This window comes from Mycobacterium helveticum (assembly GCF_007714205.1).
In the GTDB taxonomy this organism is placed as follows: domain Bacteria; phylum Actinomycetota; class Actinomycetes; order Mycobacteriales; family Mycobacteriaceae; genus Mycobacterium; species Mycobacterium helveticum.
In genome coordinates this window covers 1-26199 of record NZ_VMQU01000009.1, presented here as the reverse complement: position 1 = coordinate 26199, position 26199 = coordinate 1, and the positions used below count along the sequence as shown (strand labels likewise).

Annotated in this window: 24 protein-coding genes; 19 read left to right on the top strand and 5 right to left on the bottom strand. The window is 70.5% G+C overall.

What is annotated here, in order from left to right; all coding sequences use genetic code 11:
- The first annotated feature begins 26 nt into the window (after positions 1–26).
- From FPZ47_RS03635 to FPZ47_RS03610, 6 genes are all read left to right on the top strand, one after another.
- The gene (locus FPZ47_RS03635; RefSeq protein WP_210419826.1) at positions 27–644 is read left to right on the top strand and encodes a TetR/AcrR family transcriptional regulator; all 618 of its coding nucleotides are present in this window, start codon (positions 27–29) and stop codon (positions 642–644) included.
- A 155-nt stretch (positions 645–799) separates the two neighbouring features.
- Positions 800–1648 carry a pyridoxal 5'-phosphate synthase lyase subunit PdxS gene (gene pdxS, locus FPZ47_RS03630; protein ID WP_246133216.1) on the top strand — a complete coding sequence of 283 codons (849 nt, stop codon included), beginning with the start codon at positions 800–802 and terminating at the stop codon, positions 1646–1648.
- Positions 1649–1657: 9 nt separating this feature from the next.
- Positions 1658–2503 (top strand): acyl-CoA thioesterase II, encoded by an 846-nt coding sequence (tesB, locus tag FPZ47_RS03625; RefSeq protein WP_144946118.1) that lies wholly within the window; start codon positions 1658–1660, stop codon positions 2501–2503.
- On the top strand, positions 2500–3096 hold the full coding sequence (pdxT, locus tag FPZ47_RS03620) for a pyridoxal 5'-phosphate synthase glutaminase subunit PdxT (protein ID WP_144946115.1): 597 nt from the start codon (positions 2500–2502) through the stop codon (positions 3094–3096). The genes tesB and pdxT overlap by 4 nt, the downstream gene beginning before the upstream one ends.
- 94 nt (positions 3097–3190) lie before the next feature.
- Complete coding sequence (locus FPZ47_RS03615; protein ID WP_144946112.1) at positions 3191–3946, top strand: YebC/PmpR family DNA-binding transcriptional regulator; 756 nt, start codon at positions 3191–3193, stop codon at positions 3944–3946.
- Between the two features lie 33 nt (positions 3947–3979).
- Positions 3980–4591 (top strand): class I SAM-dependent methyltransferase, encoded by a 612-nt coding sequence (locus FPZ47_RS03610; RefSeq protein ID WP_246133206.1) that lies wholly within the window; start codon positions 3980–3982, stop codon positions 4589–4591.
- A gap of 66 nt (positions 4592–4657) precedes the next feature.
- On the opposite strand, the gene FPZ47_RS03605 is transcribed toward FPZ47_RS03610, so the two are convergent.
- Together FPZ47_RS03605 and FPZ47_RS03600 are read right to left on the bottom strand one after the other, a co-directional pair.
- Positions 4658–5038 carry a type II toxin-antitoxin system VapC family toxin gene (locus tag FPZ47_RS03605; RefSeq protein ID WP_144946109.1) on the bottom strand — a complete coding sequence of 127 codons (381 nt, stop codon included), beginning with the start codon at positions 5036–5038 and terminating at the stop codon, positions 4658–4660.
- The gene (locus FPZ47_RS03600; protein WP_144946106.1) at positions 5035–5295 is read right to left on the bottom strand and encodes an AbrB/MazE/SpoVT family DNA-binding domain-containing protein; all 261 of its coding nucleotides are present in this window, start codon (positions 5293–5295) and stop codon (positions 5035–5037) included. Before FPZ47_RS03600 ends, FPZ47_RS03605 begins: the two co-directional genes overlap by 4 nt.
- 83 nt (positions 5296–5378) lie before the next feature.
- On the opposite strand from FPZ47_RS03600, the gene ruvC reads away from it, so the two are divergent.
- From ruvC to FPZ47_RS03580, 4 genes are all read left to right on the top strand, one after another.
- Positions 5379–5933, top strand: coding sequence for a crossover junction endodeoxyribonuclease RuvC (ruvC, locus tag FPZ47_RS03595; protein ID WP_144946394.1), 555 nt, complete (start codon positions 5379–5381; stop codon positions 5931–5933).
- A complete protein-coding gene (ruvA, locus tag FPZ47_RS03590; RefSeq protein WP_144946103.1) occupies positions 5930–6526 on the top strand; it encodes a Holliday junction branch migration protein RuvA in 597 nt (198 codons plus the stop codon). Before ruvC ends, ruvA begins: the two co-directional genes overlap by 4 nt.
- A gap of 47 nt (positions 6527–6573) precedes the next feature.
- A complete protein-coding gene (ruvB, locus tag FPZ47_RS03585; protein WP_425461726.1) occupies positions 6574–7593 on the top strand; it encodes a Holliday junction branch migration DNA helicase RuvB in 1020 nt (339 codons plus the stop codon).
- Positions 7594–7666: 73 nt separating this feature from the next.
- Positions 7667–8275: a hypothetical protein gene (locus FPZ47_RS03580; RefSeq protein WP_144946098.1), complete on the top strand. Its 609-nt coding sequence runs from the start codon at positions 7667–7669 to the stop codon at positions 8273–8275.
- A gap of 101 nt (positions 8276–8376) precedes the next feature.
- On the opposite strand, the gene car is transcribed toward FPZ47_RS03580, so the two are convergent.
- Both car and gabT read right to left on the bottom strand, forming a co-directional pair.
- A complete protein-coding gene (gene car / locus FPZ47_RS03575) occupies positions 8377–11937 on the bottom strand; it encodes a carboxylic acid reductase (RefSeq protein WP_144946095.1) in 3561 nt (1186 codons plus the stop codon).
- 176 nt (positions 11938–12113) lie between these two features.
- On the bottom strand, positions 12114–13454 hold the full coding sequence (gene gabT, locus FPZ47_RS03570; RefSeq protein ID WP_144946092.1) for a 4-aminobutyrate--2-oxoglutarate transaminase: 1341 nt from the start codon (positions 13452–13454) through the stop codon (positions 12114–12116).
- 186 nt (positions 13455–13640) lie between these two features.
- On the opposite strand from gabT, the gene yajC reads away from it, so the two are divergent.
- From yajC to FPZ47_RS03540, 6 genes are all read left to right on the top strand, one after another.
- On the top strand, positions 13641–14015 hold the full coding sequence (gene yajC / locus FPZ47_RS03565) for a preprotein translocase subunit YajC (protein WP_144946090.1): 375 nt from the start codon (positions 13641–13643) through the stop codon (positions 14013–14015).
- Positions 14016–14159: 144 nt separating this feature from the next.
- A complete protein-coding gene (gene secD / locus FPZ47_RS03560) occupies positions 14160–15944 on the top strand; it encodes a protein translocase subunit SecD (protein ID WP_144946087.1) in 1785 nt (594 codons plus the stop codon).
- A gap of 4 nt (positions 15945–15948) precedes the next feature.
- Positions 15949–17247, top strand: a complete 1299-nt coding sequence (gene secF, locus FPZ47_RS03555) for a protein translocase subunit SecF (RefSeq protein ID WP_144946084.1) — start codon at positions 15949–15951, stop codon at positions 17245–17247.
- Between the two features lie 5 nt (positions 17248–17252).
- Positions 17253–18896, top strand: a complete 1644-nt coding sequence (locus tag FPZ47_RS03550) for an ABC transporter substrate-binding protein (RefSeq protein WP_144946081.1) — start codon at positions 17253–17255, stop codon at positions 18894–18896.
- Between the two features lie 37 nt (positions 18897–18933).
- Positions 18934–19467 (top strand): adenine phosphoribosyltransferase, encoded by a 534-nt coding sequence (locus FPZ47_RS03545; protein WP_425461725.1) that lies wholly within the window; start codon positions 18934–18936, stop codon positions 19465–19467.
- Between the two features lie 43 nt (positions 19468–19510).
- On the top strand, positions 19511–21892 hold the full coding sequence (locus tag FPZ47_RS03540; RefSeq protein WP_144946388.1) for a RelA/SpoT family protein: 2382 nt from the start codon (positions 19511–19513) through the stop codon (positions 21890–21892).
- Positions 21893–21921: 29 nt separating this feature from the next.
- On the opposite strand, the gene FPZ47_RS03535 is transcribed toward FPZ47_RS03540, so the two are convergent.
- Positions 21922–22818: a peptidylprolyl isomerase gene (locus FPZ47_RS03535; protein ID WP_144946078.1), complete on the bottom strand. Its 897-nt coding sequence runs from the start codon at positions 22816–22818 to the stop codon at positions 21922–21924.
- A gap of 103 nt (positions 22819–22921) precedes the next feature.
- On the opposite strand from FPZ47_RS03535, the gene FPZ47_RS03530 reads away from it, so the two are divergent.
- From FPZ47_RS03530 to FPZ47_RS03520, 3 genes are all read left to right on the top strand, one after another.
- On the top strand, positions 22922–23596 hold the full coding sequence (locus tag FPZ47_RS03530; RefSeq protein WP_144946075.1) for an MBL fold metallo-hydrolase: 675 nt from the start codon (positions 22922–22924) through the stop codon (positions 23594–23596).
- On the top strand, positions 23593–24864 hold the full coding sequence (hisS, locus tag FPZ47_RS03525) for a histidine--tRNA ligase (RefSeq protein ID WP_144946072.1): 1272 nt from the start codon (positions 23593–23595) through the stop codon (positions 24862–24864). The genes FPZ47_RS03530 and hisS overlap by 4 nt, the downstream gene beginning before the upstream one ends.
- A 51-nt stretch (positions 24865–24915) precedes the next feature.
- A partial coding sequence (locus tag FPZ47_RS03520) for an HNH endonuclease signature motif containing protein (protein WP_145039330.1) occupies positions 24916–26199 on the top strand: 1284 nt, incomplete at its 3' end.

Genomic DNA, 26199 nt, shown 5'->3' with positions numbered 1-26199 from the left:
GAGTTGTCTACGCGATGAGGAGTGCGGTGAGGAGTGAGCAAACCGTGCCGGATGTCACAACGGCCGTCGGGGCCGGATCCCGGGGGGCCAGGGCCTCCGTCCGGGACCGGCTGCTCGCGGCGGCCAATGACCTGTTCTACGCCGAGGGCGTCCAGACGGTCGGCATCGATCGCATCATCGAGCACGCCGGGGTCGCCAAGGCGTCGCTCTACAACGTGTTCGGGAGCAAGGAGAACCTGGTCCGGGCCTACCTGGCGGCCCGACACGCGGAGACGCTGGCCGGGTTGCGGCGCGCGATAGACCGCCACACCGACCCGCGTCGGCGGCTGTTGGCGGTCTTCGACGCGCAGGCCGAACTCTTCGCCGACCCGGGTTTTCGGGGCTGCGCGTTCATCACGGCCTGCGCCGAGGCGCCCGAGGGCGGCGTGATCGCACGGGCGGCCGACGACTTTCGCGCCGAAGTCCGCGGGCTGCTGACCGAGCTCGCCCGCCAGGCCGGCGCCCCCGACCCGGCCCTGCTGGGGCGCCAGCTGCAGCTGCTGTACGACGGCGGCGGCGTCGGCGCTCAGATGGACCGCGATCCGCGCGCCGCCGCGGCGGGCAAGGCGGCGGCCGAAGTGCTGCTGGACGCGGCCATCAGCTGATCCCTGCGGCGGCCGTCGGTGGAAAATCGGCTGGTGGCCGACCACTACACTGGAATGGCAGTACGGCAGCGACGAGACATCAAGAAGAGGTAGCAGTGGATACCGCCGCATCGAACGGCCGCGGCCAGACCGGCACGGCCCGGGTCAAACGCGGCATGGCCGAGATGCTCAAGGGCGGCGTCATCATGGACGTCGTCACCCCGGAGCAGGCCCGCATCGCCGAAGGCGCCGGCGCGGTCGCGGTGATGGCGCTGGAGCGGGTGCCCGCCGACATCCGCGCCCAGGGCGGGGTGTCGCGCATGAGCGACCCCGACATGATCGAGGGCATCAAGGACGCGGTCACCATCCCGGTGATGGCCAAGGCGCGCATCGGGCACTTCGTGGAGGCGCAGATCCTGCAGAGCCTCGGCGTGGACTACGTCGACGAGTCCGAGGTGCTGACCCCCGCCGACTACACCCACCACATCGACAAGTGGAAGTTCACCGTGCCGTTCGTGTGCGGGGCGACCAACCTGGGCGAGGCGCTGCGGCGCATCGGCGAGGGCGCGGCGATGATCCGGTCCAAGGGCGAGGCCGGCACCGGGGACGTCTCCAACGCCACCACCCACATGCGGGCCATCAGCGGCGAGATCCGCCGGCTGACGTCGTTGTCCGAGGATGAGTTGTACGTCGCCGCAAAGGAATTGCAGGCGCCCTACGAGCTGGTCGTCGAGGTCGCGCGGGCGGGCAAGCTGCCGGTCACGCTGTTCACCGCGGGCGGTATCGCCACGCCCGCCGACGCGGCGATGATGATGCAGCTCGGCGCCGAGGGCGTGTTCGTCGGCTCGGGCATCTTCAAGTCCGGCGACCCGGCGCAGCGCGCCGCCGCGATCGTCAAGGCCACCGCGTTCCACGACGACCCCGACGTGCTGGCCAGGGTGTCGCGCGGCCTGGGCGAGCCGATGGTCGGCATCAACACCGAGCAACTCGCGGCACCGGAGCGGCTGGCCCGGCGCGGCTGGTAAGAACACTCCGTGTCGATCGAGCAGATCCTCGATCTCGAGCAGCTCGAGGTCAACATCTACCGCGGGCGCGTGTTCAGCCCGGACTCGGGGTATTTCCAGCGCACGTTCGGCGGCCACGTGGCGGGACAGTCGCTGGTGTCGGCGGTGCGCACCGTCGAGCCCGGCCATCTGGTGCACTCGCTGCACGGCTACTTCATCCGGCCCGGCGACGCCACGGCGCCCACGGTGTTCCTCGTCGAGCGGCTGCGCGACGGCGGCTCGTTCTGCACCCGGCGGGTCAACGCCGTCCAGCACGGCGAGACGATCTTCTCCATGTCGGCGTCGTTCCAGTCCGACCAGGAGGGCATCAACCATCAGGACGCCATGCCGTCGGCGCCGCCGCCGGACGGCCTGCCGGGGCTGAGCTCGATGAAGGTCTTCGACGACGCGGGTTTCCGCCAATTCGATGAGTGGGACATCCGCATCGTCCCGCAGGACCGCCTGCAGCGCCGGCCCGGCAAGGCCTCCCAGCAGCAGGTGTGGTTCCGCCACCGCGACCCGCTGCCCGACGACCCGGTGCTGCACATCTGCGCGCTGGCCTACATGAGCGACCTGACGCTGCTGGGGTCGGCCCAGGTCAACCACCTCGACGAGCGCGAACACCTGCAGGTGGCCTCGCTCGATCACGCGATGTGGTTCATGCGGGTTTTCCGGGCCGACGAGTGGCTGCTCTACGACCAGTCCTCCCCGTCGGCGTGCGGCGGGCGCTCGCTGTGCCAGGGCAAGATCTTCAACACCTCGGGCGAGATGGTGGCCGCGGTGATGCAGGAGGGCCTGACCCGCTTCCCCCGCGGATACCAGCCCGCGCGGCGATGACCGCCCCGACGATCGGGGTGCTGGCGCTGCAGGGCGACACCCGCGAGCATCTCGCCGCGCTGCGCGGAGCCGGCGCCGACGCGGTCCCGGTGCGCCGTCGCGGCGAGCTCGAGGCGGTGGACGGGCTCGTCATCCCCGGTGGGGAATCCACCACCATGAGCCATCTGCTGCTCGAGCTGGACCTGCTCGAGCCGCTGCGGGCACGGCTGGCGGGCGGACTGCCGGCCTACGGCGCGTGTGCGGGCATGATCCTGCTGGCCAGCGAGATCCTCGACGCCGGCGCCGGCGGGCGCGCGGCGCTGCCCCTGCGAGGAATCGATATGACGGTGCGGCGCAACGCCTTCGGGCGCCAGGTCGACTCGTTCGAAGGCGATGTCGAGTTCGCGGGCCTCGACACCCCGGTGCGCGCGGTGTTCATCCGCGCGCCCTGGGTGGAACGCACCGGCGACGGCGTGCAGGTGCTGGCGCGGGCGGCCGGGCACCCGGTCGCGGTGCGCCAGGGCCCGGTGCTGGCGACGGCGTTCCACCCGGAGATGACGGGCGACCGCCGCATCCACCAGTTGTTCGTCGACATCGTCAACGGCGTCGGCTGATGCCGTCGAGATCACGTACCCGGGGCCCACATTCGGCTTCCACGTATGCTCGTTGGGCGAACTTCGAAGAAGACAGAAGAGGTAGAGGACACCGATGAGCGGCCATTCCAAGTGGGCCACCACCAAGCACAAGAAGGCGGTCGTCGACGCCCGCCGCGGCAAGATGTTCGCCCGCCTGATCAAAAACATCGAGGTCGCGGCCCGGGTCGGCGGTGGTGACCCGGCGGGCAACCCGACGCTGTACGACGCCATCCAGAAGGCCAAGAAAAGCTCGGTGCCCAACGACAACATCGAGAAGGCGCGCAAGCGCGGCGCCGGCGAGGAGGCCGGCGGCGCCGACTGGCAGAACATCACCTACGAGGGGTACGCCCCCAACGGGGTGGCGGTGCTGATCGAGTGCCTCACCGACAACCGCAACCGTGCCGCCAGCGAGGTGCGGGTGGCGATGACACGTAACGGCGGCACCATGGCCGATCCCGGGTCGGTGGCCTACCTGTTCGCCCGCAAGGGCGTGATCACCCTGGAGAAGAACGGCCTGACCGAGGACGACGTGCTGGCGGCCGTACTCGAGGCGGGCGCCGAGGACGTCACCGATCTCGGCGACAGCTTCGAGATCCTCACCGAGCCGACCGACCTGGTCACCGTGCGGACCGCGCTGCAGGACGCCGGGATCGACTACGACTCCGCCGACGCGGGGTTCCAGCCGTCGGTGACCGTGCCGCTGGACGCCGAGGGCGCCCGCAAGGTGATGAAACTGGTCGACGCGCTCGAGGACAGTGACGACGTGCAGAACGTCTACACCAACGTCGACATCTCCGACGAAGTGCTGGCCGCTCTCGAAGGGGAGTGAGGCCGGTTCGGCCGAATCTGAGGGAGGCGAGTTTTGACCGATCCGCTGAAAACCAATCATCACGCCGACCATGCGGGTTTTTCCGGGGTGTCCGGGCTGCTGGCCATCGTCGGCATGGTCGTCCTGGGCCGCGGTTATGCACGCCTTGTCGTTGAGCTGGCCGCGGTCTCCGATGCCGACCGCGTGGCCGACATCGGCTGCGGCCCGGGCGGCGCGGTGCGGGCCGCGGCCCGGCGGGGTGCCACGGTCACCGGTATCGACCCCGCTCCGGTGATGCTGCGCCTGGCCGCGGCGGTGACGAAGGACCAGCCGAGAATCACCTTGTCGCAGGGCACCGCGGAAGCGCTGCCCCTACCCGACGGCTGGGCGAGCGTGGCGTGGTCGCTGCGGACGGTGCACCACTGGAAGGACGTCACGGCCGGTCTCGCCGAGGTACGCCGTGTGCTGGCGCCGTCGGGGCGGTTTCTGGCGGTCGAGCGCTGTGTGCGCTCCGGGGCCACGGGCTTGGCGAGCCACGGCTGGACTGAACAACAGGCCGAGTCGTTCGCGGCGCAGTGCCAGGAGGCCGGTTTGGACGGGGTGCGCATCGAGCGGCATCCCCAGGGCCGGGGAGCCGTGTGGGTCGTCCACGCGAGCCGGCCGTGAGTGTTCGTGGGTCGGCGGCGCCGGGGCGCGCGCGACCAGCGCGTGGAACTCGGTCGAGTAGAGCCGTCAGGCCACCAACTCGAACGCTGCCCGCAACACGTCACGGGTCAGAACCGTTGCCCCAGCGAGTTTCGCCGTCCATCCGATGAGCGCAGCGTAGGTCGCGCCACCGGTGACACCTCGGGCGGCCAGGTGGTCGATCAAGCCACGACGTGATTCCGAGTCGAGCGTCAGGTAATCGCCGGATGTGATTCCCGCCGGGTAGGCGCTGACGATGACAGCTTCAACCCGATGCGGCGGTGGCAGCCGCGCCAGGACGGAATAGGTCTCCAAGGCCGTATGCGCGATGAGATGAACGCCCCGGTTAAGGGTGCGCACCGCCGATGCGTGTCCCTCGTGCCACGTCGCGAACCCGGCGGCGAGAACACTGGTGTGCGGTGCGATCACCGCCGCAGACGATCGAGGGTTTCCCGAACGATCTCGTCGGTCAAGGGAGGCAGCGGACGTTCGGGACGCGCGACCAGGACGCCTTCCCGAACCAGCTCGACGGTGGTCGGCGCCGGTTCGATGTCGATGCGGCCATCGCGCTCGGTGACCTCCGCTTGGTCGTTGCCGCGCAAGCCCAGGTGGTCGCGAATCCGCTTCGGAATCACCAGCCGACTCGCCGCGTCAATGGTTGTCCGCGTGGCATGAACTCTATTGATGACGGCCCGGGCGTGTCCTGCGCGCCGACGTCGGGCACTCCGGATAGCCTATCGAACAAGCGTTCGGTGAAGGGGCGGTGCTGGTGCTGGTGATGGGAGTCGATCCGGGTCTTACGCGGTGTGGGCTATCGCTTGTCGAGAGCACGGGTGGCAGGCAGGTGACCGCGCGGGACGTGGACGTCGTGCGCACGTCGTCGGATACGCCGGTGGCCAAGCGACTGCTGGCCCTCAGCGACGCCGTCGAGCACTGGCTGGACACCCACCACCCGGACGTGATGGCCATCGAGCGGGTGTTCTCCCAATTGAATGTGACGACGGTCATGGGCACCGCGCAGGCCGGCGGCGTCGTCGCACTGGCGGCCGCCAGACGCGGGGTCGACGTCCACTTCCACACGCCCAGCGAGGTCAAGGCCGCGGTCACCGGCAACGGAGCAGCCAACAAGGCGCAGGTCACCGCGATGGTCACCAGAATCCTCGCGCTGCAGGCCAAACCGACACCCGCGGACGCCGCCGACGCCCTGGCCCTGGCTATCTGCCACTGTTGGAGGGCGCCGATGATCGCCCGGATGGCCGAGGCCGAGAAGAAGGCCGCCGAGCAGCGCAGGAAGTTCGCCGCGAAGATCAAGGCCGCGCGATGATCGCCTCGGTGCGGGGAGAGGTGCTCGAGGTGGCGCTGGACCACGCCGTCATCGAGGCCGCCGGGGTGGGATACACGCTGATGGCCACCCCCGCCACGCTGGCGACGCTGCGCCGCGGCGGCGAGGCCCGGCTGGTCACCGCGATGATCGTGCGCGAGGACTCGATGACGCTGTACGGGTTCGCCGACGCCGACGCCCGCGACCTGTTCCTGACGCTGCTGGGGGTCGCCGGCGTCGGGCCCAAGATCGCGCTGGCCACCCTCGCGGTGTACGACGCGCCCGCGTTGCGCCAGGCGCTGCACGACGGCGACGTCGCCGCGCTGACCCGGGTGCCGGGCATCGGCAAACGCGGGGCCGAACGGATGGTGCTCGAACTGCGCGACAAGGTCGGTCGGGGCGCGGCGGGCACGACGGCCGGCGCCACCCCCACCGGGCACACCGTGCGCGGTCCCGTGGTGGAGGCCCTGGTGGGCCTCGGCTTCGCCGCCAGGCAGGCCGAGGAGGCCACCGACAAGGTGCTGGCCGGCGACGCGGACGCGACGACGTCGGGCGCCCTGCGGGCCGCCCTCTCGCTGCTGGGGAAGTCGCGGTGACCGAACACGACTCCGGCGAGGGGCCCGAGGGCGATACGGACCGCGAGCTGTCGCCGTCGCTGACCGTCGGCGAGGGCGACGTCGACGTCAGCCTGCGGCCCCGCTCGCTGCGGGAGTTCATCGGCCAGTCGCGGGTGCGCGAACAGCTGCAGCTGGTCATCGAGGGCGCCAAGAACCGCGGCGGCACACCCGATCACATCCTGTTGTCCGGCCCACCCGGCCTGGGCAAGACGTCGCTGGCCATGATCATCGCCGCCGAGCTGGGGTCGTCGCTGCGGGTGACGTCCGGGCCTGCGCTCGAGCGCGCGGGTGATCTGGCGGCGATGCTGTCCAACCTGGTCGAGCACGACGTGCTGTTCATCGACGAGATCCACCGCATCGCCCGGCCCGCCGAGGAGATGCTCTACCTGGCGATGGAGGACTTCCGGGTCGACGTCGTCGTCGGCAAAGGCCCGGGTGCGACGTCGATCCCGCTGGACGTGGCGCCGTTCACGCTGGTCGGCGCGACCACCCGGTCCGGCGCGCTGACCGGCCCGCTGCGCGACCGCTTCGGGTTCACCGCGCACATGGATTTCTACGAGCCGGCCGAGCTGGAGCGGGTGCTGACCCGCTCGGCGGGGATCCTGGGCATCGGGTTGGGCGCCGAGGCCGGCGCGGAGATCGCCCGGCGCTCGCGTGGCACGCCGCGGATCGCCAACCGGCTGCTGCGCCGCGTCCGTGACTTCGCCGAGGTGCGCGCCGACGGCGTCATCACCCGCGACGTCGCCAAATCCGCGCTGGCGGTCTACGACGTCGACGAGTTGGGCCTGGACCGGCTGGACCGGGCGGTGCTGTCGGCGCTGACCCGCAACTTCGGCGGGGGCCCGGTCGGGGTGTCGACGCTGGCGGTGGCCGTCGGGGAGGAGGCCGCCACCGTCGAGGAGGTGTGCGAGCCGTTTCTGGTGCGCGCCGGCATGGTCGCGCGCACCCCGCGGGGCCGGGTGGCCACCGCGCTGGCCTGGACCCACCTGGGCATGACGCCGCCGGTGGGGGCCGCCGGGCTCGGCCGGCCGGGCCTGTTCGACTGAGACGCCGGTTACATCCGGACGCGCTTCGGGTACCCGTAGGCACCGGTCCAGCCTTGTCCATCGAGGTGATGTCATGAAGAACGCGGAGTTCGACCACTCCGGCGGGCTGCGCATGCCGCGCTCGCGCGGCGCGGTCAGCGGATTGTTGCTGGTCGTCCTGGGGGCGTGGGGCGCGTTGATCCCGTTCGTCGGTCCCCACTTCGATTTCGCCTACACGCCCGACCAGGTGTGGACGTGGACCTCGGCCCGGGGCTGGCTGGAAGTGCTGCCGGGCGCCACCACCGTGGTGGGCGGCCTGCTGGTGGCCTTCTCCGGCAACCGCCTCAGCGCGATGCTGGGCGGCTGGCTGGCGGTGCTGGCCGGCGCCTGGTTCATCATCGGCGAGGAGGTGGCCCCGATCCTGCGGATCGGCTCCGCCGGGGATCCGGTCGCGGCCACCGACCGCAAGCGGGCCGTGCTCGAGATCTCCTATTTCTCCGGGCTCGGCGCGCTGATCGTCTTCCTGGGTGCGGTGGTCCTGGCGCTCACGACGGTGCGGCCGGCCCGCGACGTGCCGCCCGTGGCGGCCCCGGCCCCGCAACCCGTGCCGGAGGTGTCACCGGGCGCGACGACCAACGCGCGTCCCGAAGGGGACCGCAAACGTGCCCGGGGCTGGCGCCGCCGGCGGGCGGGCGCAGCGTAGCCCGGCGCTGCCGACCAGGAGCCGATCGAAAAAGCGATTGCCCAGCCTCGAGGGGGCTGGGCAATCGCTTTTCGGCGTCCTACAGCAGTCCTGCAGCAGTCCTATAACAGGCCGAGCAACTGCAGGTCGGTGGCGTACTTGACGATGACCGGCGCCGTGACGTGCGGAATGTCCTTGTCCGGCCCGATCTTCGCGTCCTGCACCGCGGCGCGGAAGCGATCGGTCGGCGCCAGCGACCCGCGCAGCGGCTTTTCGGGCTTGCCGTAGTTGTGCAGCAACGGCAGCAGCGAGTACTGGCGCTGCTTCTCCGGCAGGGCCCGCAGCGCGGTCTCGAAGCGCTGCAACCACTCCGCGTAGTCGGCGACGCGGTGGATCCCGTACCCGGCGTCGACCAGCCAGTCGACGTACTCGTCGAGCCCGATCCCGTCGTCGTAGGGGTTCATCACGTGGTACGTCTGGAATGCGTCCCCGTTCTGCAGCGCCTGCGCGCCCAGCGTGGAGATCGCCGCGGCGATGAACTCGACGGGCAGGCCGTCGTAGTGCGCGCGCTGCCGGTTGCCGTCGGCGTCCAGCTCGTAGAACGACCCGGGCGCGATCCCGGTGGCCAACAGGCTCAGCATCAGCCGGGTGAACATGTCCGGCAGGTTGAGCTGCCCGGCATAGGTGGTGTCGGCCAGGATCATGTCGCAGCGGAACACCGCGACCGGCAGGCCGCACAGGTCGTGGGCCTCGCGCAGCAGCACCTCGCCGGCCCACTTGCTGTTGCCGTAGCCGTTGGCGTAGGTGTCGTTGACCTGGCGTGTCGCGCTGACCTGCCGGATGTCGGCGTCCTCGATGAACTTGCCCGGCTCGATCTGGTCGCCCACGCCGATCGTCGACACGTAGGTGTAGGGCTTGAGCTTGCTGGTCAGCGCGAGGCGGATCAGCTCGGCGGTGCCCAGCGCGTTGGGGCCGAACAGCTCGCTGTAGGGCAGCACGTGGTTGACCAGCGCGGCCGGGTCGACGATCAGATCGACCGTGTCGGCCAGCCGCTGCCACGTCTGGGGGTCCAGGCCGAGGTTGGCCTCGCCCTTGTCGCCGGCGATCACCTCGAGATGGTCGGCGGCCAGCTTCTGGTAGTGGGCGAGCAGTTCGGGGTCACCTTCGGGAGAGTCGACGCCGAAGGTCTTGTCGAGGCGGGCCCGCGCGTCGTCGTCGGACTTGGCGCGCACCAGGGCGATCACCGTGCCGTCGACGAGGTCCATCCGTTCCAGCCAGTCCAGCGCCAGGTAGCGGCCCAGGAAGCCGGTGGTGCCGGTCAGCAGCACCGTGCGCACCTCGGCGGCGGGCTTGGGCAGGCTCGGTGCGGCGGCCAGCGTCGCCCCGTCGAGGAACTTGTCCAGCGTGAGGTCGCTCGCCCGCACCGTCGTGGCGCCGCGCCCGTGCACGGTGGCGAACGTGGGCCGCTTGCTGCCCTGCCGCTCGGCCTCGATGTAGTCGGCGATGGCAGCCAGGTCGTTGGCCGGGCTGACGATGACGCCCACCGGCACGTCGATGTCGAAGATCTCGTGCAGCAGGTTGCCGAACGTCAACGCCGACAACGAGTCCCCGCCCAGCTCGGTGAAGTGGATGTCACGGGGCAGCTCGGTTTGCTCAACGGGGAGAGCCACACCCAGCAGGGCGGCGGCGGCCCGGCTCACCGTCTGCAGCACGGGTGCGTCGGCGCCGCTGCGGCGCAGCTCGACGAGCTGGTTGGCCTGCCCCTCGGTCAGCTCGGCGTACAGCCGCTCCAGCCGCTCGCCGTAGTGCGCCTTGAGCTTGGGCCAGGCCAGCTTGCGGATTCCGGTGAGCAGGCCGTTCTCCATGGTGAACGGCGTGGTCTCGATGATGAGGTCGCGCGGCACCTCGTAGGACTGCAGGCCGGTCTCCCTGGCGACCTTCTGCAGCGAGTCGGCGATCCGCGGCTTGAGCGCCGCCGGGTCGTCGACGCCGGCCAGGGCGTCTTCGGTCGGCACCACCACCGCCAGCAGGTAGGGCTGGGCGCTGTTGCCGTAGACGTAGATCTGCCGGATCAGCGGGCTGTTGCCGAAGACGGCCTCCAGCTTGGCCAGGGTGACGAACTCGCCCTGCGCCAGCTTGAGCACGTTGTTGCGGCGGTCGACGTACACCAGATGGTCGGGACCGGTCTCGGCGAAGACGTCTCCGGTCCGGTAGTACCCGTCGTCGCCGAACACACCGGCGGTGATCTCGGGGCGCTTGTAGTAGCCGGGGAACATGTTCAGGGTCTTGAGCAGCAGCTCGCCCCGCGGGTGGGGCCGGTCGGTGGCGAAGTAGCCCAGCTCGGGAACGTCGATCAGCTTGTAGTCGATGACGGGCGGGCGCTGCACCTCGCCGTCGAACAGCACCATCCCGGCCTCGGTGGAGCCGTATCCGTCCATCAGGTGCATCTCGAGCAGCGACTCCACCCAGGTCCGCAGCTCGGGGGAGGTCGGCGCCGAGCCCGTCATCGCGAAGATGAACCGCCCGCCCAGCAGGTACTGGCGCTGTTCGGCCAGGACCTCGGCCTCGATCGCGGCGCGGTCGGCGGATCCGCCCGCCTCGGCGAGCCCCCGCTGGACTCGGCGCTGGAATTCGCCGAACAGCGTTTCCCAGATGCGCGGCACGAAGTTCAACTCGGTGGGCCGCACCAGGGCGAGGTCTTCCAGCAGCGTCGAGAGGTCACTGCGCGCGGCGAAGTAGGCGGTGCCGCCGTTGCCCAGCGTGCCGTAGAGGATGCCGCGGCCCATGACGTGGCTCATCGGCATGAAGTTCAGCGTGATCGACGCGGCGCTCGGGCCGAACCAGTTCCTGCGCGCCCGGCACCACATCTTGGCCACGTTGCTCTGCGGATACATCGCCCCCTTGGGGGCGCCGGTGCTGCCGGAGGTGTAGATCAGCAGGGCCAGCGGGTCTTCTTCGGCCGGCGCGGCGCCGGGGCCGTCGGGCAGCGCGGTGCCGCGTTCGAGGGCCTCGGCCAGCGTCTCAACCTTCACCGCGGTGCCCAGCAGTCGACCGCGGGCGGTCTCCACGGCCTCGCGCTCGTCGTCGACCTGGGGGTGGTAGTCGAACACGACGAGCTTGGCGGGCGCGGCCCCGTTCTCGTGGCGGCTGAGGATCAGCTCGACGGCCACGGGCAGCTGGTTCACGCTGGCCGCGATCGCGGTGGGCGTGGTCTCGGTCGCGATCGGCTGCAGCTGGGTGATCGCCGCGCCGGTCTGCAGCGGCACCGACACCGCGCCGATCAGGCCCAGCGCCACGTCGATGGTGGTGAAGTCGACGCTGTTGAAGCCCAGGACGGCCACCCGGTCGCCGGGATGCACCGAGTCGTCGGCCAGGGCGCGCGCCAGCGCGTCGGCCCGCTCGCCCAGCTCACCGTAGGTGAAGGTCTCGAAGCGGGGGAGCAGCTCGAGCACCGTGCGCCCGGTCCTGGGGTCTGTGACGAACTCCACGGCGCGCTGCCCCAGGGCCGGCCGGTCGGCGTAGCGCTCCAGCACGGTCCGGATCACCTGCGGCAACCGCAGCCCGGGCTGGTCGAGGGCCGCGGCGACGGCCGGGTCCGGTCGCGCGGCGGCGAACTGCGGGTCGGTTGCGGTCAGGTGCTCGACGCGGCGAGCGAGCCATTCTTCGTGAGTCGGGTTCGACATAGACAGTTCCTTTTGCGTTTTATGACCTAAGTGACTAATTTGCGCAACCTCGCGCTGATAGTTAGAACGTTAGCTAAAGTAATGGAATTCCTCCAGGAGCGAATTTCGGGCGTGAGCTTCACGACAGGCCGCCACGACAGCCCTGCCCACGACCACGATGTGCGGCGCCCCCGGGTTTAACGGTCGGCCAGGATTCCGCCGAGGACGTCGAGTCCCTCGTTCAGCAACTCGTCGCTGATGGTCAGCGGGGGCAGCAGCCGGATCACGTTCCCGTACATGCCACAGGTCAACACGATGACCCCGGCCGCGTGGGCCGCGGTCGCCAGCTGGTGGGTCAGCTCGGCGTCGGGGTCCGCCGTCCCCGACTTCACCAGCTCGACGGCGACCATGGCGCCCCGGCCGCGGACGTCGCCGATCCGGTCGTCGTCGGCCTGGAGCCGGGTCAGCCGGTCGATCATCAGGCGTTCCAGCTGCCGGGCCCGCTCGACGAGGTTGTCCTGCTCGATGGTCTCGATGGTGGCCAACGCCGCCGCACACGTCACCGGGTTTCCGCCGAAGGTGCCGCCCAAACCGCTGACGTGCGGTGCGTCCATGATCTCGGCGCGGCCGGTGACGGCCGACAGCGGCAGGCCGTCGGCGATGCCCTTTGCGGTGCAGATCAGGTCGGGCTCGATCCCCTCGTGCTCGCATGCGAACATGGCGCCGGTGCGGGCGAAGCCCGTCTGCACCTCGTCGGCGATGAACACCACGTCGTTGTTGCGGCACCAGTCCAGCAGCGCGGGCAGGAACCCCTGGGCCGGGACGATGAACCCGCCCTCACCCTGGATCGGCTCGATGATCACGGCGGCCAGGTTGCCGGCGCCGACCTGCTTGTCCATCACGCCGATCGCCCGCTCGGCGGCCAGTTCGCCGTTGGTGGCCATCTCCTTGTCCGACAGGCCGTCGCGGTAGGGATAGGACAGCGGTGCGCGGTAGACCTCCGGCGCGAACGGCCCGAAGCCGCTCTTGTAGGGCATGGACTTCGCGGTGAGCGCCATCGCCAGATTGGTGCGGCCGTGGTAGGCGTGGTCGAAGGCCACCACGGCGGGCTTGCGGGTGTAGGACCGCGCGACCTTGACGGCGTTCTCGACCGCCTCGGCGCCGGAGTTGAACAGCACCGAACGCTTCTCGCCGGACCCCGGGGTGATCCGGTTGAGCTCCTCGGCGACGGCGACGTACTGCTCGTACGGCGTCACCATGAAGCAGGTGTGCGTGAACTCGGCCACCTGCGTACGTACCGCCTCCACGACGCGCGGCGAGGAGTTGCCGATCGTGGTGACCGCGATGCCCGAACCCAGGTCGATGAGCCGGTTGCCGTCGACGTCCTCGACGATGCCGCCGCCGGCGCGCGCGGCGAACACCGGCATGGTGACGCCCACAGCCGCCGAGACCGCGGCGGTACGGCGTTTGGTCAGTTCCAGCGAGTTGGGACCGGGGATTTCGGTGACCAGGCGGCGAGTCTGCTCGAGGCTGGCCACAATCTCCTCCTCACCGCGGCGTGCCCGTCACGCCACGAAATCCACCCTATCTGGTCGCGCGGGGCGCGGCGGGGCCGCCGAAACGTGCCTGCGCCGGCGCCGGACGGGGGCCAGGCGAGGCTTGTCACAGGCAGAGGGCAGACTGGACTCCGGGTCGACACACCGAGACGAAAGATGGACGCCGCGATGCAGAGTTTGGTCCTGTTCCTGCCGTTCCTGCTCATCATGGGCGGGTTCATGTACTTTGCGTCGCGTCGGCAGAAGCGGGCGATGCAGTCGACCATCGACCTGCAGGAGTCGCTGCGGCCCGGCGACCGGGTGCACACCACCTCCGGGATGGAGGCCACCATCGTCGCGATCGCCGACGACACCGTCGACCTCGAGATCGCGCCCGGCGTGGTGACCCGATGGATGAAACTGGCGGTCCGCGACCGGATCCTGCCCGACGACGATGTCGACGAGCGCGACCGGCACGAGGCTTCCGGCGGGCCGCAGGCCCCCGGCGAACCCGGGGATGCCGCCGACCCCTCCGGGGAAAGCCGGCTGCGCAGGGATTTCTGACGGTTTGCGGCGACCGGGACCGCTTGCGCGGCGCACGGAAGGGTGACACGTAGTCTTTGTCCTGGGCACGGAAGTCCTGGGCACGGAAGTCCTGGTTAAGAAAGTCCTGGGTAAGAAACCGATTCTCAAGGAGAGATAAGGAACGTGGCATCGTCTTCGGCGCCGGTGCACCCCGCCCGCTACCTGTCGGTTTTCTTGATCCTGCTCGTGGGCCTGTACCTGCTGGTGTTCCTGACCGGCAACAAGCGGACCGCCCCCAAGCTCGGCATCGACCTGCAGGGCGGGACGCGCGTCACCCTGACCGCGCGGACCCCCGACGGCTCCGCCCCCAGCCGGGAGGCGTTGGCACAGGCACAGCAGATCATCAGCGCGCGGGTCAACGGGCTGGGCGTGTCCGGCTCGGAGGTCGTCGTCGACGGCGACAACCTGGTCATCACGGTCCCCGGGAAGGACGGCAACGAGGCCCGCAACCTGGGGCAGACCGCACGGCTCTACATCCGGCCGGTGCTCAATGCGATGCCGGCGCAGAGCGTCGAACCCAAGCCCCCGCAGCAGGGTGAGCCCAAGCCCCCGGGCGACAACGCTCCCGCCGGTACGCCGGGGCAGCCGGCTCCCGCGCCGCCGGGGGCGAACCCGCCGCCGGCCCAGCCCGCGCCGGGCGGTCGTCCGGGCGCCCAGCCCCGGCCCTACCCGCAGGACCCGGCGCCGGCACCGAACCCGGCTCCGCCCGCTCCGGCACCGGCGCCCGGTGGCACCGCGGTGGAGCCCGCGCCCGCGGAGCGGCCCGCGCCGGCCGATCCGCGCAAGGACCTCGCCGAGCGCATCGCCGAGGAGAAGAAGTGGCGGCAGAGCACCCAGCAGGGCATCCAGTTCCTCGCCCTGCAGTTCGAGGCCACCCGCTGCGACAAGGACGACATCCTCGCCGGCAACGACGACCCCAATCTGCCCCTGGTGACCTGCTCCGCCGACCACAAGACGGCGTACCTGCTGGCGCCGTCGATCATCAGCGGCGACCAGATCTCCAACGCCACCTCGGGGATGAACCAGCACGGCATCGGCTACGTCGTCGACCTGCAGTTCAAGCCCGCCGCGGCCAGCGTCTGGGCCGACTTCACCGCATCCCACATCGGCACCCAGACGGCGTTCACGCTGGACTCGCAGGTGGTCAGCGCCCCGATGATCCAGGAGGCGATCCCCGGCGGCCGCACCCAGATCACCGGCGGCGACCCCCCGTTCACCGCCGCGACGGCACGCCAGCTGGCCAACGTGCTCAAGTACGGGTCGCTGCCCCTGTCCTTCGAGTCGTCGGAGGCCCAGACCGTGTCGGCGTCGCTGGGGCTGACCTCCCTGCGGGCGGGCCTGATCGCGGGTGCCATCGGCCTGGTCCTGGTGCTGCTGTATTCGCTGCTCTACTACCGGGTGCTGGGGTTGCTGACGGCGTTGTCGCTGATCGCCTCGGGTGCAATGGTTTTCGCGATCCTGGTGCTGCTCGGCCGATACATCAACTACACGCTGGACCTGGCCGGCATCGCGGGTCTGATCATCGGTATCGGCACCACCGCCGACTCGTTCGTGGTGTTCTTCGAGCGCATCAAGGACGAGATCCGCGAGGGCCGCTCGTTCCGGTCGGCGGTGCCGCGAGGCTGGGTGCGGGCCCGCAAGACCATCGTGTCGGGCAACGCCGTCACGTTCCTGGCCGCCGCGGTGCTCTACTTCCTGGCGATCGGCCAGGTGAAGGGGTTTGCGTTCACGTTGGGGCTGACCACAATCCTCGACCTGGTGGTGGTGTTCCTGGTGACCTGGCCGCTGGTGTACCTGGCCTCCAAGTCCCCGACGCTGGCCAAGCCGGCCTACAACGGCCTGGGCGCGGTGCAACAGGTCGCCCGCGAACGCCGGGCCGCCACGCAGGTGAAGACGGGACGGGCGTAACGCGATGGCTTCCCGGGACAAGACCGAAACGACCGAGGCGTCCACCAGTGCCGCCGCACCGACCGGCGACACCACCGGGCCGGCCCGCCGCAGCTTCGTCACGCGGCTCTACACCGGTACCGGGGCGTTCGAGGTGGTGGGCAGGCGCCGGCTGTGGTTCGGCATCAGCGGCGCGATCGTCGCGGTGGCGATCGTCAGCATCCTGGTGCGCGGGTTCACCTTCGGCATCGACTTCAACGGCGGCACGACCGTGTCGATGCCGCGCGGTGATGCGCAGACCGCCCAGGTCGCCGAGGTCTTCAACAAGACCATCGGCAAGGACCCCGAATCGGTGGTGACCGTCGGCAGCGGCGCCGGCGCGACGGTGCAGATCCGCTCGGAGACGCTGTCCAACGACCAGACCAGCCGGCTGCGCAACGCGCTGTTCGACGCCTTCGGACCGAAGGGCGCCGACGGCAAGCCCAGCAAGCAGGCCATCAGCGACTCCGCGGTGTCGGAGACCTGGGGCGGCCAGATCACCAACAAGGCGCTGATCGCGCTGGTGGTGTTCCTGGCCCTGGTCTCGCTCTACATCACCGTGCGCTACGAGCGCTACATGACGCTGTCGGCGATCGCGGCCATGTTCTTCGACCTGACCGTCACCGCGGGCGTGTACTCCCTGGTCGGCTTCGAGGTCACCCCCGCCACGGTCATCGGCCTGCTGACGATCCTCGGGTTCTCCCTCTACGACACCGTCATCGTGTTCGACAAGGTCGAGGAGAACACCCACGGCTTCCAGCACACCACCCGGCGCACCTTCGCCGAGCAGGCCAACCTGGCGATCAACCAGACCTTCATGCGCTCGATCAACACCAGCCTGATCGGTGTGCTGCCGGTGCTGTCGCTGATGGTGGTCGCCGTGTGGCTGCTGGGTGTCGGCACCCTGAAGGACCTGGCGCTGGTGCAGCTGATCGGCATCGTGATCGGCACCTACTCCTCGATCTTCTTCGCGACGCCGTTGCTGGTCACCCTGCGCGAGCGCACCGAGCTGGTGCGCACCCATACCCGCCGGGTGATGCGTCGCCGCGGGGCGGCCTCCTCCGACGGGGACGAGGCCGAGACGGCGGAGCCGGCGGATTCCGCCGGCGACACCGAACCCGCGCAGGACCGCACGGAAACCGCCACGGGAGCCGGCACCGAAACCGGCACCGACGCCGAAGCGTCCGGCAAGCCGGCCCCGAACAAGCCCGCCCCGGGCGCCCGGCCCGTGCGGCCCGCCGGCACCCGGCGTCCGAGCGGCAAGCGAAACGCCGGCCGGCGGTAGTCAGCATGGCCGGCCGGCGCGGATGGGCGATCGTTGCTCTGACCGCGGTGCTGGCGGGGGCGACGACCCTGACCGGGTGCTCCGGCAGCGCCGCGTCGCAGGTCGACTACGTCGTCGACGGCACGCTGGTCACCTACAACGCCAACACCGTCGTCGGGGCCGCGTCGGCCGGCGCCCAGGCCTTCGCCCGCACCCTCACCGGCTTCGGCTACCACGGGCCGGACGGGCAGGTCGTGGCCGACCACGACTTCGGCACCGTCTCGGTCGTGGACGGCACGCCGCTGGTGCTCGACTACCAGATCGCCGACAAGGCCGTCTACTCCGACGGCATGCCGGTGACCTGCGACGACGTCGTCCTGGCCTGGGCGGCCCAGTCCGGGCGGTTTCCCGGCTTCGACGCGGCCACCCGGGGCGGCTACGTCGACGTCGCCAACGTCGAGTGCAAGCCGGGCCAGAAGAAGGCCCGCGTGTCCTTCGCCCCGGACCGCGCCGTCGTCGACTACACGCAGCTGTTCACCGCCACCTCGCTGATGCCCTCGCACGTCCTCGCCGAACAGCTGCACACCGACGTGACCGCGGCCCTGCTGAACAACGACGAGCCGACGGTGAAACAGATCGCCCGGCTCTGGAACACCACCTGGGACCTCAAGCCCGGGCTCGATCTCCGGCGCTTCCCGTCGTCGGGGCCGTACAAGATCGAATCGGTCCTGGACGGCGGAGCGGTGGTGCTCGTCGCCAACGACCGGTGGTGGGGCCCCCGGGCGATCACCAAACGGGTGATGGTGCGGCCGCAGGGCGCCGACATCCAGGACCGGGTCAACAACCGCAGCGTCGACGTGGTCGATGTGGCGGCCGGTTCGGCCGGGGCGCTGGTCACCCCGGACGACTACCGGCGCGACGACTCGCCGTCGGACGGCATCGAGCAACTGATCTTCGCGCCGCGGGGGCCGCTGGCGCAGCCCGCGAACCGCCGCGCGTTCGCGCTGTGCACGCCACGCGACACGATCGCCCGCGACGCGGGGGTGCCGATCGCCGACTCGCGGCTGGAGCCGGCCACCGACGACGCGGTCGCCGGGGGGGAGGCCGGCGCCGACGCCGAGCGCTTCAGCAGGGCCGATCCCGCCGCTGCCCGCGACGCGCTGGGCGGTGCGCCGCTCACCGTGCGGATCGGCTACCACGGGCCCAACGCGCGGCTGGCGGTCACCGTCGGGACGATCACCAAATCGTGCGCCGCGGCCGGTGTCACCGTCGCCAACGTGACCCTGGACTCCTCGGGTCCGCGGGCGTTGCGGGACGGCAAGATCGACGTGTTGCTGGCCGCCACCGGCGGCGCCAGCGGCAGCGGGTCGACCGGGTCGTCGGCGATGGACGCCTACGACCTGCACAGCGGTAACGGCAACAACCTGTCCGGGTTCGCGAACGCTCAGGTCGACGGCATCATCGGCGGGCTCGCCGTGTCGGCCGACCCCGCCGAGCGGGTCAGGCTGGTCGCGGAGGCGGCGCCGGTACTGTGGGGGGTCATGCCGACGTTGCCCCTCTACCGACAGCAACGCACCCTGCTGATGTCGAAGAAGATGTATGCGGTGACCAAGAATCCGACCCGCTGGGGCGCGGGCTGGAACATGGACCGATGGGCCCTGATGCAATGAGGTTCTTTCCGTGACACGTGCCGGTGCGACCGCGTCCCTGGCTTCCCCGGCCGACCTGGCCGACCTGATCGCGGCGCTGACCCGCAAAGTGGCCGATTTCCCCAAGCCCGGCGTGCAGTTTAAGGACCTCACCCCGCTGTTCGCCGACCGGGACGCGCTGGTGGCGGTGACGAAGGCGCTGGCAGGTACCGCGTCGGGCGCGGACCTGGTGGCCGGCATCGACTCCCGGGGGTTTTTGGTCGGGGCGGCCGTGGCCACCCGGCTGGGGACCGGTGTGCTGGCGATCCGCAAGAGCGGCAAGCTGCCGCCCCCGGTGCTCAGTGAGAGCTACACCAGGGAGTACGGCGATGCCTGCATCGAGATTCCCGCCGATGGTCTCGACCTGCGCGGCCGCAGCGTCTTCCTCATCGACGACGTGCTGGCCACCGGCGGCACGCTCGCCGCGGCGGCCCGGTTGATGGAACGCGCCGGGGCCCGCGCGACCGGGGCCGGGGTGGTGGTGGAACTCCCCGCGCTGGGGGGTCGCGCCGCGGTGGCGCCGCTGCCGGTGCACAGCCTGAGCCAGGCATAGCGGAACCACCTTGGCGATATCCTCGGAATCGGAGGTGACCACCGTGGCGGACGACCACAGCACGGCGCAAGCCGTCGCGCCGCAGGCCGACGACCCGTTGGCCGCGCCGGCCGAGGTCCCGGCCGCGCCGACGCCGGAGGCGCCCGCCGAGGTCCCGAAGACCGGCAGCCGCGCCTCGCGCCGGGTCCGGGCCAGGCTGGCCCGCCGGATGACCGCCCAGCGCAGCACCCTCAATCCCGTGCTGGAGCCGCTGGTGGCGGTGCACCGGGAGGTCTATCCCAAGGCGAACACGCAGCTGCTGCAGCGGGCCTTCGAGGTCGCCGACCAGCGCCACGCCACGCAGTTCCGCCATTCCGGGGACCCCTACATCACCCACCCGCTGGCCGTCGCCAACATCCTGGCCGAGCTGGGCATGGACACCACCACCTTGGTGGCCGCGCTGTTGCACGACACCGTCGAGGACACCGGGTACACCATCGAGGCGCTCTCCGAGGAGTTCGGTGACGAGGTCGGCCATCTCGTCGACGGCGTGACCAAGCTCGACCGCGTGGTGCTGGGCAGCGCCGCCGAGGGCGAGACCATCCGCAAGATGATCACCGCGATGGCCCGCGATCCCCGGGTACTGGTGATCAAGGTCGCCGACCGGCTGCACAACATGCGCACGATGCGTTTCCTGCCGCCGGAAAAGCAGGCGCGCAAGGCCCGCGAGACGCTGGAAGTGATTGCGCCCCTTGCCCATCGGCTCGGTATGGCCAGCGTCAAGTGGGAGCTGGAAGATCTGGCGTTCGCGATCCTGCATCCCAAGAAGTACGACGAGATCGTCCGGCTCGTCGCCGGCCGCGCGCCGTCGCGCGACACCTACCTGGCCAAGGTGCGCGCCGAGATCGCCAACACGCTCAACGCCTCGAAGATCAAGGCGACGGTGGAGGGCCGGCCCAAGCACTACTGGTCGATCTACCAGAAGATGATCGTCAAGGGGCGCGACTTCGACGACATCCATGACCTGGTCGGCATCCGCATCCTGTGCGACGAGGTCCGGGACTGCTATGCCGCCGTCGGCGTGGTCCACTCGCTGTGGCAGCCGATGGCCGGGCGCTTCAAGGACTACATCGCCCAGCCCAGATACGGTGTGTACCAGTCGTTGCACACCACCGTCGTCGGGCCGGAGGGCAAGCCGCTCGAAATCCAGATCCGCACCCGCGACATGCACCGCACCGCCGAATACGGCATCGCCGCGCACTGGCGTTACAAGGAAGCCAAGGGCCGCAACGGCATTCCGCATCCGCATGCCGTCGCCGAGATCGACGACATGGCCTGGATGCGTCAGCTGCTCGACTGGCAGCGCGAGGCCGCGGACCCGGGTGAGTTCCTGGAGTCCCTGCGCTACGACCTCGCGGTGCAGGAGCTCTTCGTCTTCACCCCCAAGGGCGACGTCATCACGCTGCCGACCGGGTCGACGCCGGTGGACTTCGCCTACGCCGTGCACACCGAGGTCGGTCACCGCTGCATCGGCGCCCGGGTCAACGGGCGCTTGGTGGCGCTGGAGCGCAAGCTCGACAACGGCGAAGTCGTCGAGGTTTTCACCTCCAAGGCACCCAATGCCGGGCCATCGCGCGACTGGCAGCAGTTCGTGGTGTCGCCGCGGGCCAAGGCGAAGATCCGGCAGTGGTTCGCCAAGGAGCGCCGCGAGGAAGCTTTGGAGGCCGGCAAGGAGGCCATCGCCCGCGAGGTGCGCCGCGGCGGGCTTCCGTTGCAGCGCCTGGTCAACGGCGGCTCCATGGCGGCGGTCGCCCGCGAGTTGCACTACGCCGACGTGTCCGCGCTCTACACCGCGATCGGCGAGGGACACGTATCGGCCAAGCACGCGATGCAGCGGCTGCTGGCCGAACTCGGCGGCATCGACCAGGCCGAAGAGGACCTCGCCGAACGGTCCACGCCGGCGACCATGCTGCGCCACCCGCGCAGCAACGACGACGTCGGCGTCTCGGTCCCCGGCGCCCCGGGCGTGCTGACCAAGCTGGCCAAGTGCTGCACCCCGGTGCCGGGCGACGCGATCATGGGCTTCGTCACCCGCGGCGGCGGGGTCAGCGTGCACCGCACCGACTGCACCAACGCCGCCTCGCTGCAGCAGCAGTCCGAGCGCATCATCGAGGTGCTGTGGGCGCCGTCGGCGTCGTCGGTGTTCCTGGTGGCCATTCAGGTCGAGGCGCTCGACCGGCACCGGTTGCTCTCGGACATCACCCGCGTGCTGGCCGACGAGAAGGTCAACATCCTGTCGGCGTCGGTCACCACCTCGGGCGATCGGGTGGCGATCAGCCGGTTCACCTTCGAGATGGGCGACCCCAAGCATCTCGGGCACCTGCTCAACGTGGTGCGCAACGTCGAGGGTGTGTACGACGTGTACCGGGTGACGTCCGCGGCCTGAGAGGGCTGGCGGCCCGGTCTAGTCGAGGGTCAGTCGAGCAGCAGCGACGTGATGGTCACTTCGGTGACCGGCGGCCCTTCCTCGCCGCCGCCTTTGACGCCGGCCGCGGCGATCTTGTCCAACGTGGCCAGCCCGTCGGCCTGGATCGTGCCGAACACGGTGAACTGAGGCCGTAGCTGGGAGTCCTTATAGACCAGGAAGAACTGGCTGCCGTTGGTGCCCGGACCGGCGTTGGCCATCGCCAGCGTGCCGCGCGGATATAGCACCGGCTCGTCGAGCTTGGGGTCATTCGGCGGGTACTGGTCGGTCGGGTATTCGTTGGCGAATTGATAGCCCGGACCGCCCGTGCCGTCGCCCTGGGGATCGCCGCACTGCAGGACGCCCAGCGTCGGGGACGTGGTCAGCCGGTGGCACTGGGTTTTGTCGAAGTACTTCTGGCCGGCCAGGCTGGCGAAGCTGTTGACGGTGCAGGGTGATTCGTTGTTGGCCAGCAGCAGGCCGACCGGACCCCGGTTGGTCATCATGCTGGCGCTCACCTGGGCGGTGTCGGTGGGCACCTTGCCGGTGCGCGGCGGCGTGACATCCTTGGCGGGCGCCGCCTTCGTCGCCGGGTACTGGCAGTCGGCGCCCAGGCTGGCCGACGGCTTGAACGGGGGCAGCGGCGGAACCGCCCCGGGCTGCGGGGACGCGGCCGTCGTCGTCTGCGGCGAGCTGCTGGTGGTCGTGGCGGGCGCCGCGGTGGTGCCCGCGTGCTCGTGGCGGTTGTTTATGGCCGCGATCGCGACCACGGCGATCACGGCCACCGCCACGACCGCGCCGGCGGCGATCACGAGGATCCGGCGCATTCGGGCCTGCTTCGCGCGGCGCTCGAGCTGCCGCTCCAATTTGCGTTTGGCTGTGGCACGTCGCTGTTCGTGGGTCGGCACGACCGGTCTGCCTCCGTGGTTGGTGAGGTGCGGCGAGTGGAAAGCTCAGGCTAATGTGGGCGCCGCGACGGGTGTCACGCGGCCCCATGGGAAACTGGGGAACGTGTTGATCACCGGATTTCCCGCCGGGATGTTGCAGTGCAACTGCTACGTCCTGGCCGAGCGGCCCGGAAGCGACGCCGTCATCGTGGATCCGGGGCAGCGTGCGATGGGCCCGCTGCGGCGCATCCTCGACAAGCATCGGCTGACCCCGTCCGCGGTGCTGCTCACCCACGGGCACATCGACCACATGTGGTCGGCGCAGAAGGTCTCCGACACCTTCGGCTGCCCCACCTACATCCATCCCGAGGACCGGTTCATGCTCAAGGACCCGATCTACGGCCTGGGACCGCGGCTGGCCCAGGTGGTCGCGGGGGCGTTCTTCCGCGAGCCCAGGCAGGTGGTCGAACTGGACCGCGACGGCGACAAGCTCGACCTGGGCGGTGTCAGCGTCAACGTCGATCACACCCCCGGGCACACCCGCGGCTCGGTCGTCTTCCGGGTTCTTCGGGCGGGCGCCGCCGATGCCGACGTGGTGTTCACCGGCGACACGCTGTTCGAGCGCTCCGTGGGCCGCACCGACCTGCACGGCGGCAGCGGCCGTGACCTGCTGACCTCCATCGTCGGCAAACTGCTGGTGCTCGACGACAACACCGTGGTGCTGCCCGGGCACGGCAACGCCACCACCATCGGCGCCGAACGCCGGCACAACCCCTTCATCGAGGGCCTGAGCCCGTGACGGAATTCTCGGCGTTTTCGGCCCCCAAGGGGGTGCCGGACTACGTCCCGCCGGACTCGGCGCAGTTCGTGGCGGTGCGCTGCGGGCTGCTCGGCGCCGCCCGGCGGGCCGGTTACGGCGACATCGAGCTGCCCGTCTTCGAGGACACCGCCCTGTTCGCGCGCGGGGTCGGGGAGTCCACGGACGTGGTGTCCAAGGAGATGTACACGTTCGCCGACCGCGGCGACCGCTCGGTGACGCTGCGTCCCGAGGGCACCGCCGGGGTGGTGCGCGCGGTGATCGAACACGGACTGGACCGCGGCGCGCTGCCGGTGAAGCTGTGTTACGCCGGACCGTTCTTCCGCTACGAGCGCCCGCAGGCCGGGCGCTACCGGCAGCTGCAACAGGTCGGGGTGGAGGCGATCGGGGTCGACGACCCGGCGCTGGACGCCGAGGTGATCGCCGTCGCCGACGCCGGGTTCCGCTCCCTGGGCCTGGACGGCTTCCGGCTGGAGATCACCTCCCTGGGTGACGAGACCTGCCGCCCGCAGTACCGGGAACTGTTGCAGGACTTCCTGTTCGGGCTCGACCTCGACGAGGACACCCGCCGGCGCGCCGAGATCAACCCACTGCGGGTGCTCGACGACAAGCGGCCCGACGTGCGGGCGATGACGGCCGGCGCGCCGGTGCTGCTCGACCATCTGTCCGACGTCGCCAAGGCGCACTTCGACACCGTGCTGGCCCACCTGGACGCCCTCGGGGTGCCCTACGTCATCAACCCGCGCATGGTGCGCGGGCTGGACTACTACACCAAGACGACGTTCGAGTTCGTGCACGACGGGCTGGGCGCGCAGTCGGGCATCGGCGGCGGTGGCCGCTACGACGGCCTGATGCACCGGCTCGGCGGACAGGACCTGTCCGGCATCGGGTTCGGGCTGGGTGTCGACCGGACCCTGCTGGCGCTGCGGGCCGAGGGCAAGAGCGCGGGGGAGACGACGCGCTGCGACGTGTTCGGCGTGCCGCTGAGCGAGGCCGCCAAGTTGCGGCTGGCGGTGCTGGCGGCGCGGCTGCGCGCCGCCGGCGTGCGCGTCGACCTGGCCTACGGCGACCGGGGCCTCAAGGGCGCGATGCGCGCCGCCGACCGTTCCGGTGCGCGTTTCGCGCTCGTGGCCGGGGACCGCGACCTCGAGGCGGGCACGATCGGGGTGAAGGACCTCGCGACCGGCGAGCAGGTGCCGGTGGCGGTGGATTCGGTTGTCGACGAGGTGCTTTCCGGGCTGGGGCGCTGACGCCGCGACGGCGAACCCGTCCTGTCAGAGCCTTCCACTACTATCGCACGTATGTTCGATGAGGTTTCGGGGATGCGGCCTTCCGCGGAGTCGATCGCGGAGCTCGAGGAGTGGTTCGAGCGGCGTCATCCCTCCAAGACGGTGGAGTCGGCGGGGTTGGTGGAGCGGATTTGTGCGGCCACCCGGGTGGAGAACCGGGCCGCGGCCGCGCAGTTGGTGGCTATCGGGGAGTTGTTCGCCTATCGGCTCTCGCGCTGTTCGGAGGACGAGGACTGGGCGATCGACACGATGGCGGCGGTGGCCGCCGAGGTGGGGGCGGCGTTGCGGATCAGCCAGGGGCTGGCCGGTAGCCGGGTGCACTACGCGCGGGCGATGCGCGAGCGCCTGCCCAAGGTGGGGGCGGTCTTTGAGGCCGGGGATATGGATTTCCGGTTGTTCGCCACGATCGTGTATCGCACCGATCTGATCACCGATCCCGACGTGCTGGCCGCCGTGGACGCCGAGTTGGCGCTGGCCGTGGCGCGCTGGCCCTCGCTGACCCGGTCCCGGCTGGCCGGGGCCGTCGACAAGATCGTGGCCCGCGTTGACGCCGACGCGGTGCGCCGGCGCCGCGAGCAGCACGCCGAGCGTGGGGTGTGGCTCGATGAGCGCGGCGGTGGGCTGGCCGAGCTGCGCGGCACCGTCTTGACCCCGGATGCGCGCGCCCTGGATTCGCGGCTGGCCGCGCTGGCGGGCACCGTGTGCGGGAAGGATCCGCGCACCAGCGACCAGCGCCGCGCCGATGCCCTGGGGGCGCTGGCCGCCGGTGCCGAGCGGTTGGGGTGTCGCTGCGGGCGCCCGGACTGCCCCGAGGCCGGGCAGCGGCGCACGGCCTCGCCGGTGGTGATCCACGTGATCGCCGAGCAGGCCACCCTGGGTGGCGGGGACAGCCCGGGATCGCTGGTGTGTGCCGACGGGCTGATCGGTCCCGAGCTGGTGGCCGAGCTGGCCGGCACCGCCACGGTGCGACCGCTGATCCATCCCGGCGATGCTCCGCCCGAACCCGGCTACACCCCCTCGGTGGGGCTGGCCGACTTCGTGCGCTGCCGGGATGTGACGTGCCGCTGGCCCGGCTGTGACCGCCCCGCCTTCGACTGCGAACTCGACCACACCATCCCGTATGCCCGCGGCGGACCCACCCACGCGGCAAACCTCAAGTGCTACTGCAAAACTCACCACTTGATCAAAACGTTCCTGGGCTGGACCGAAAAACAACTGCCCGACGGGACGCTGATCCTGACCTCCCCCTCCGGGCACACCTATGTCACCACCCCGGGCAGCGCGCTGCTGTTCCCC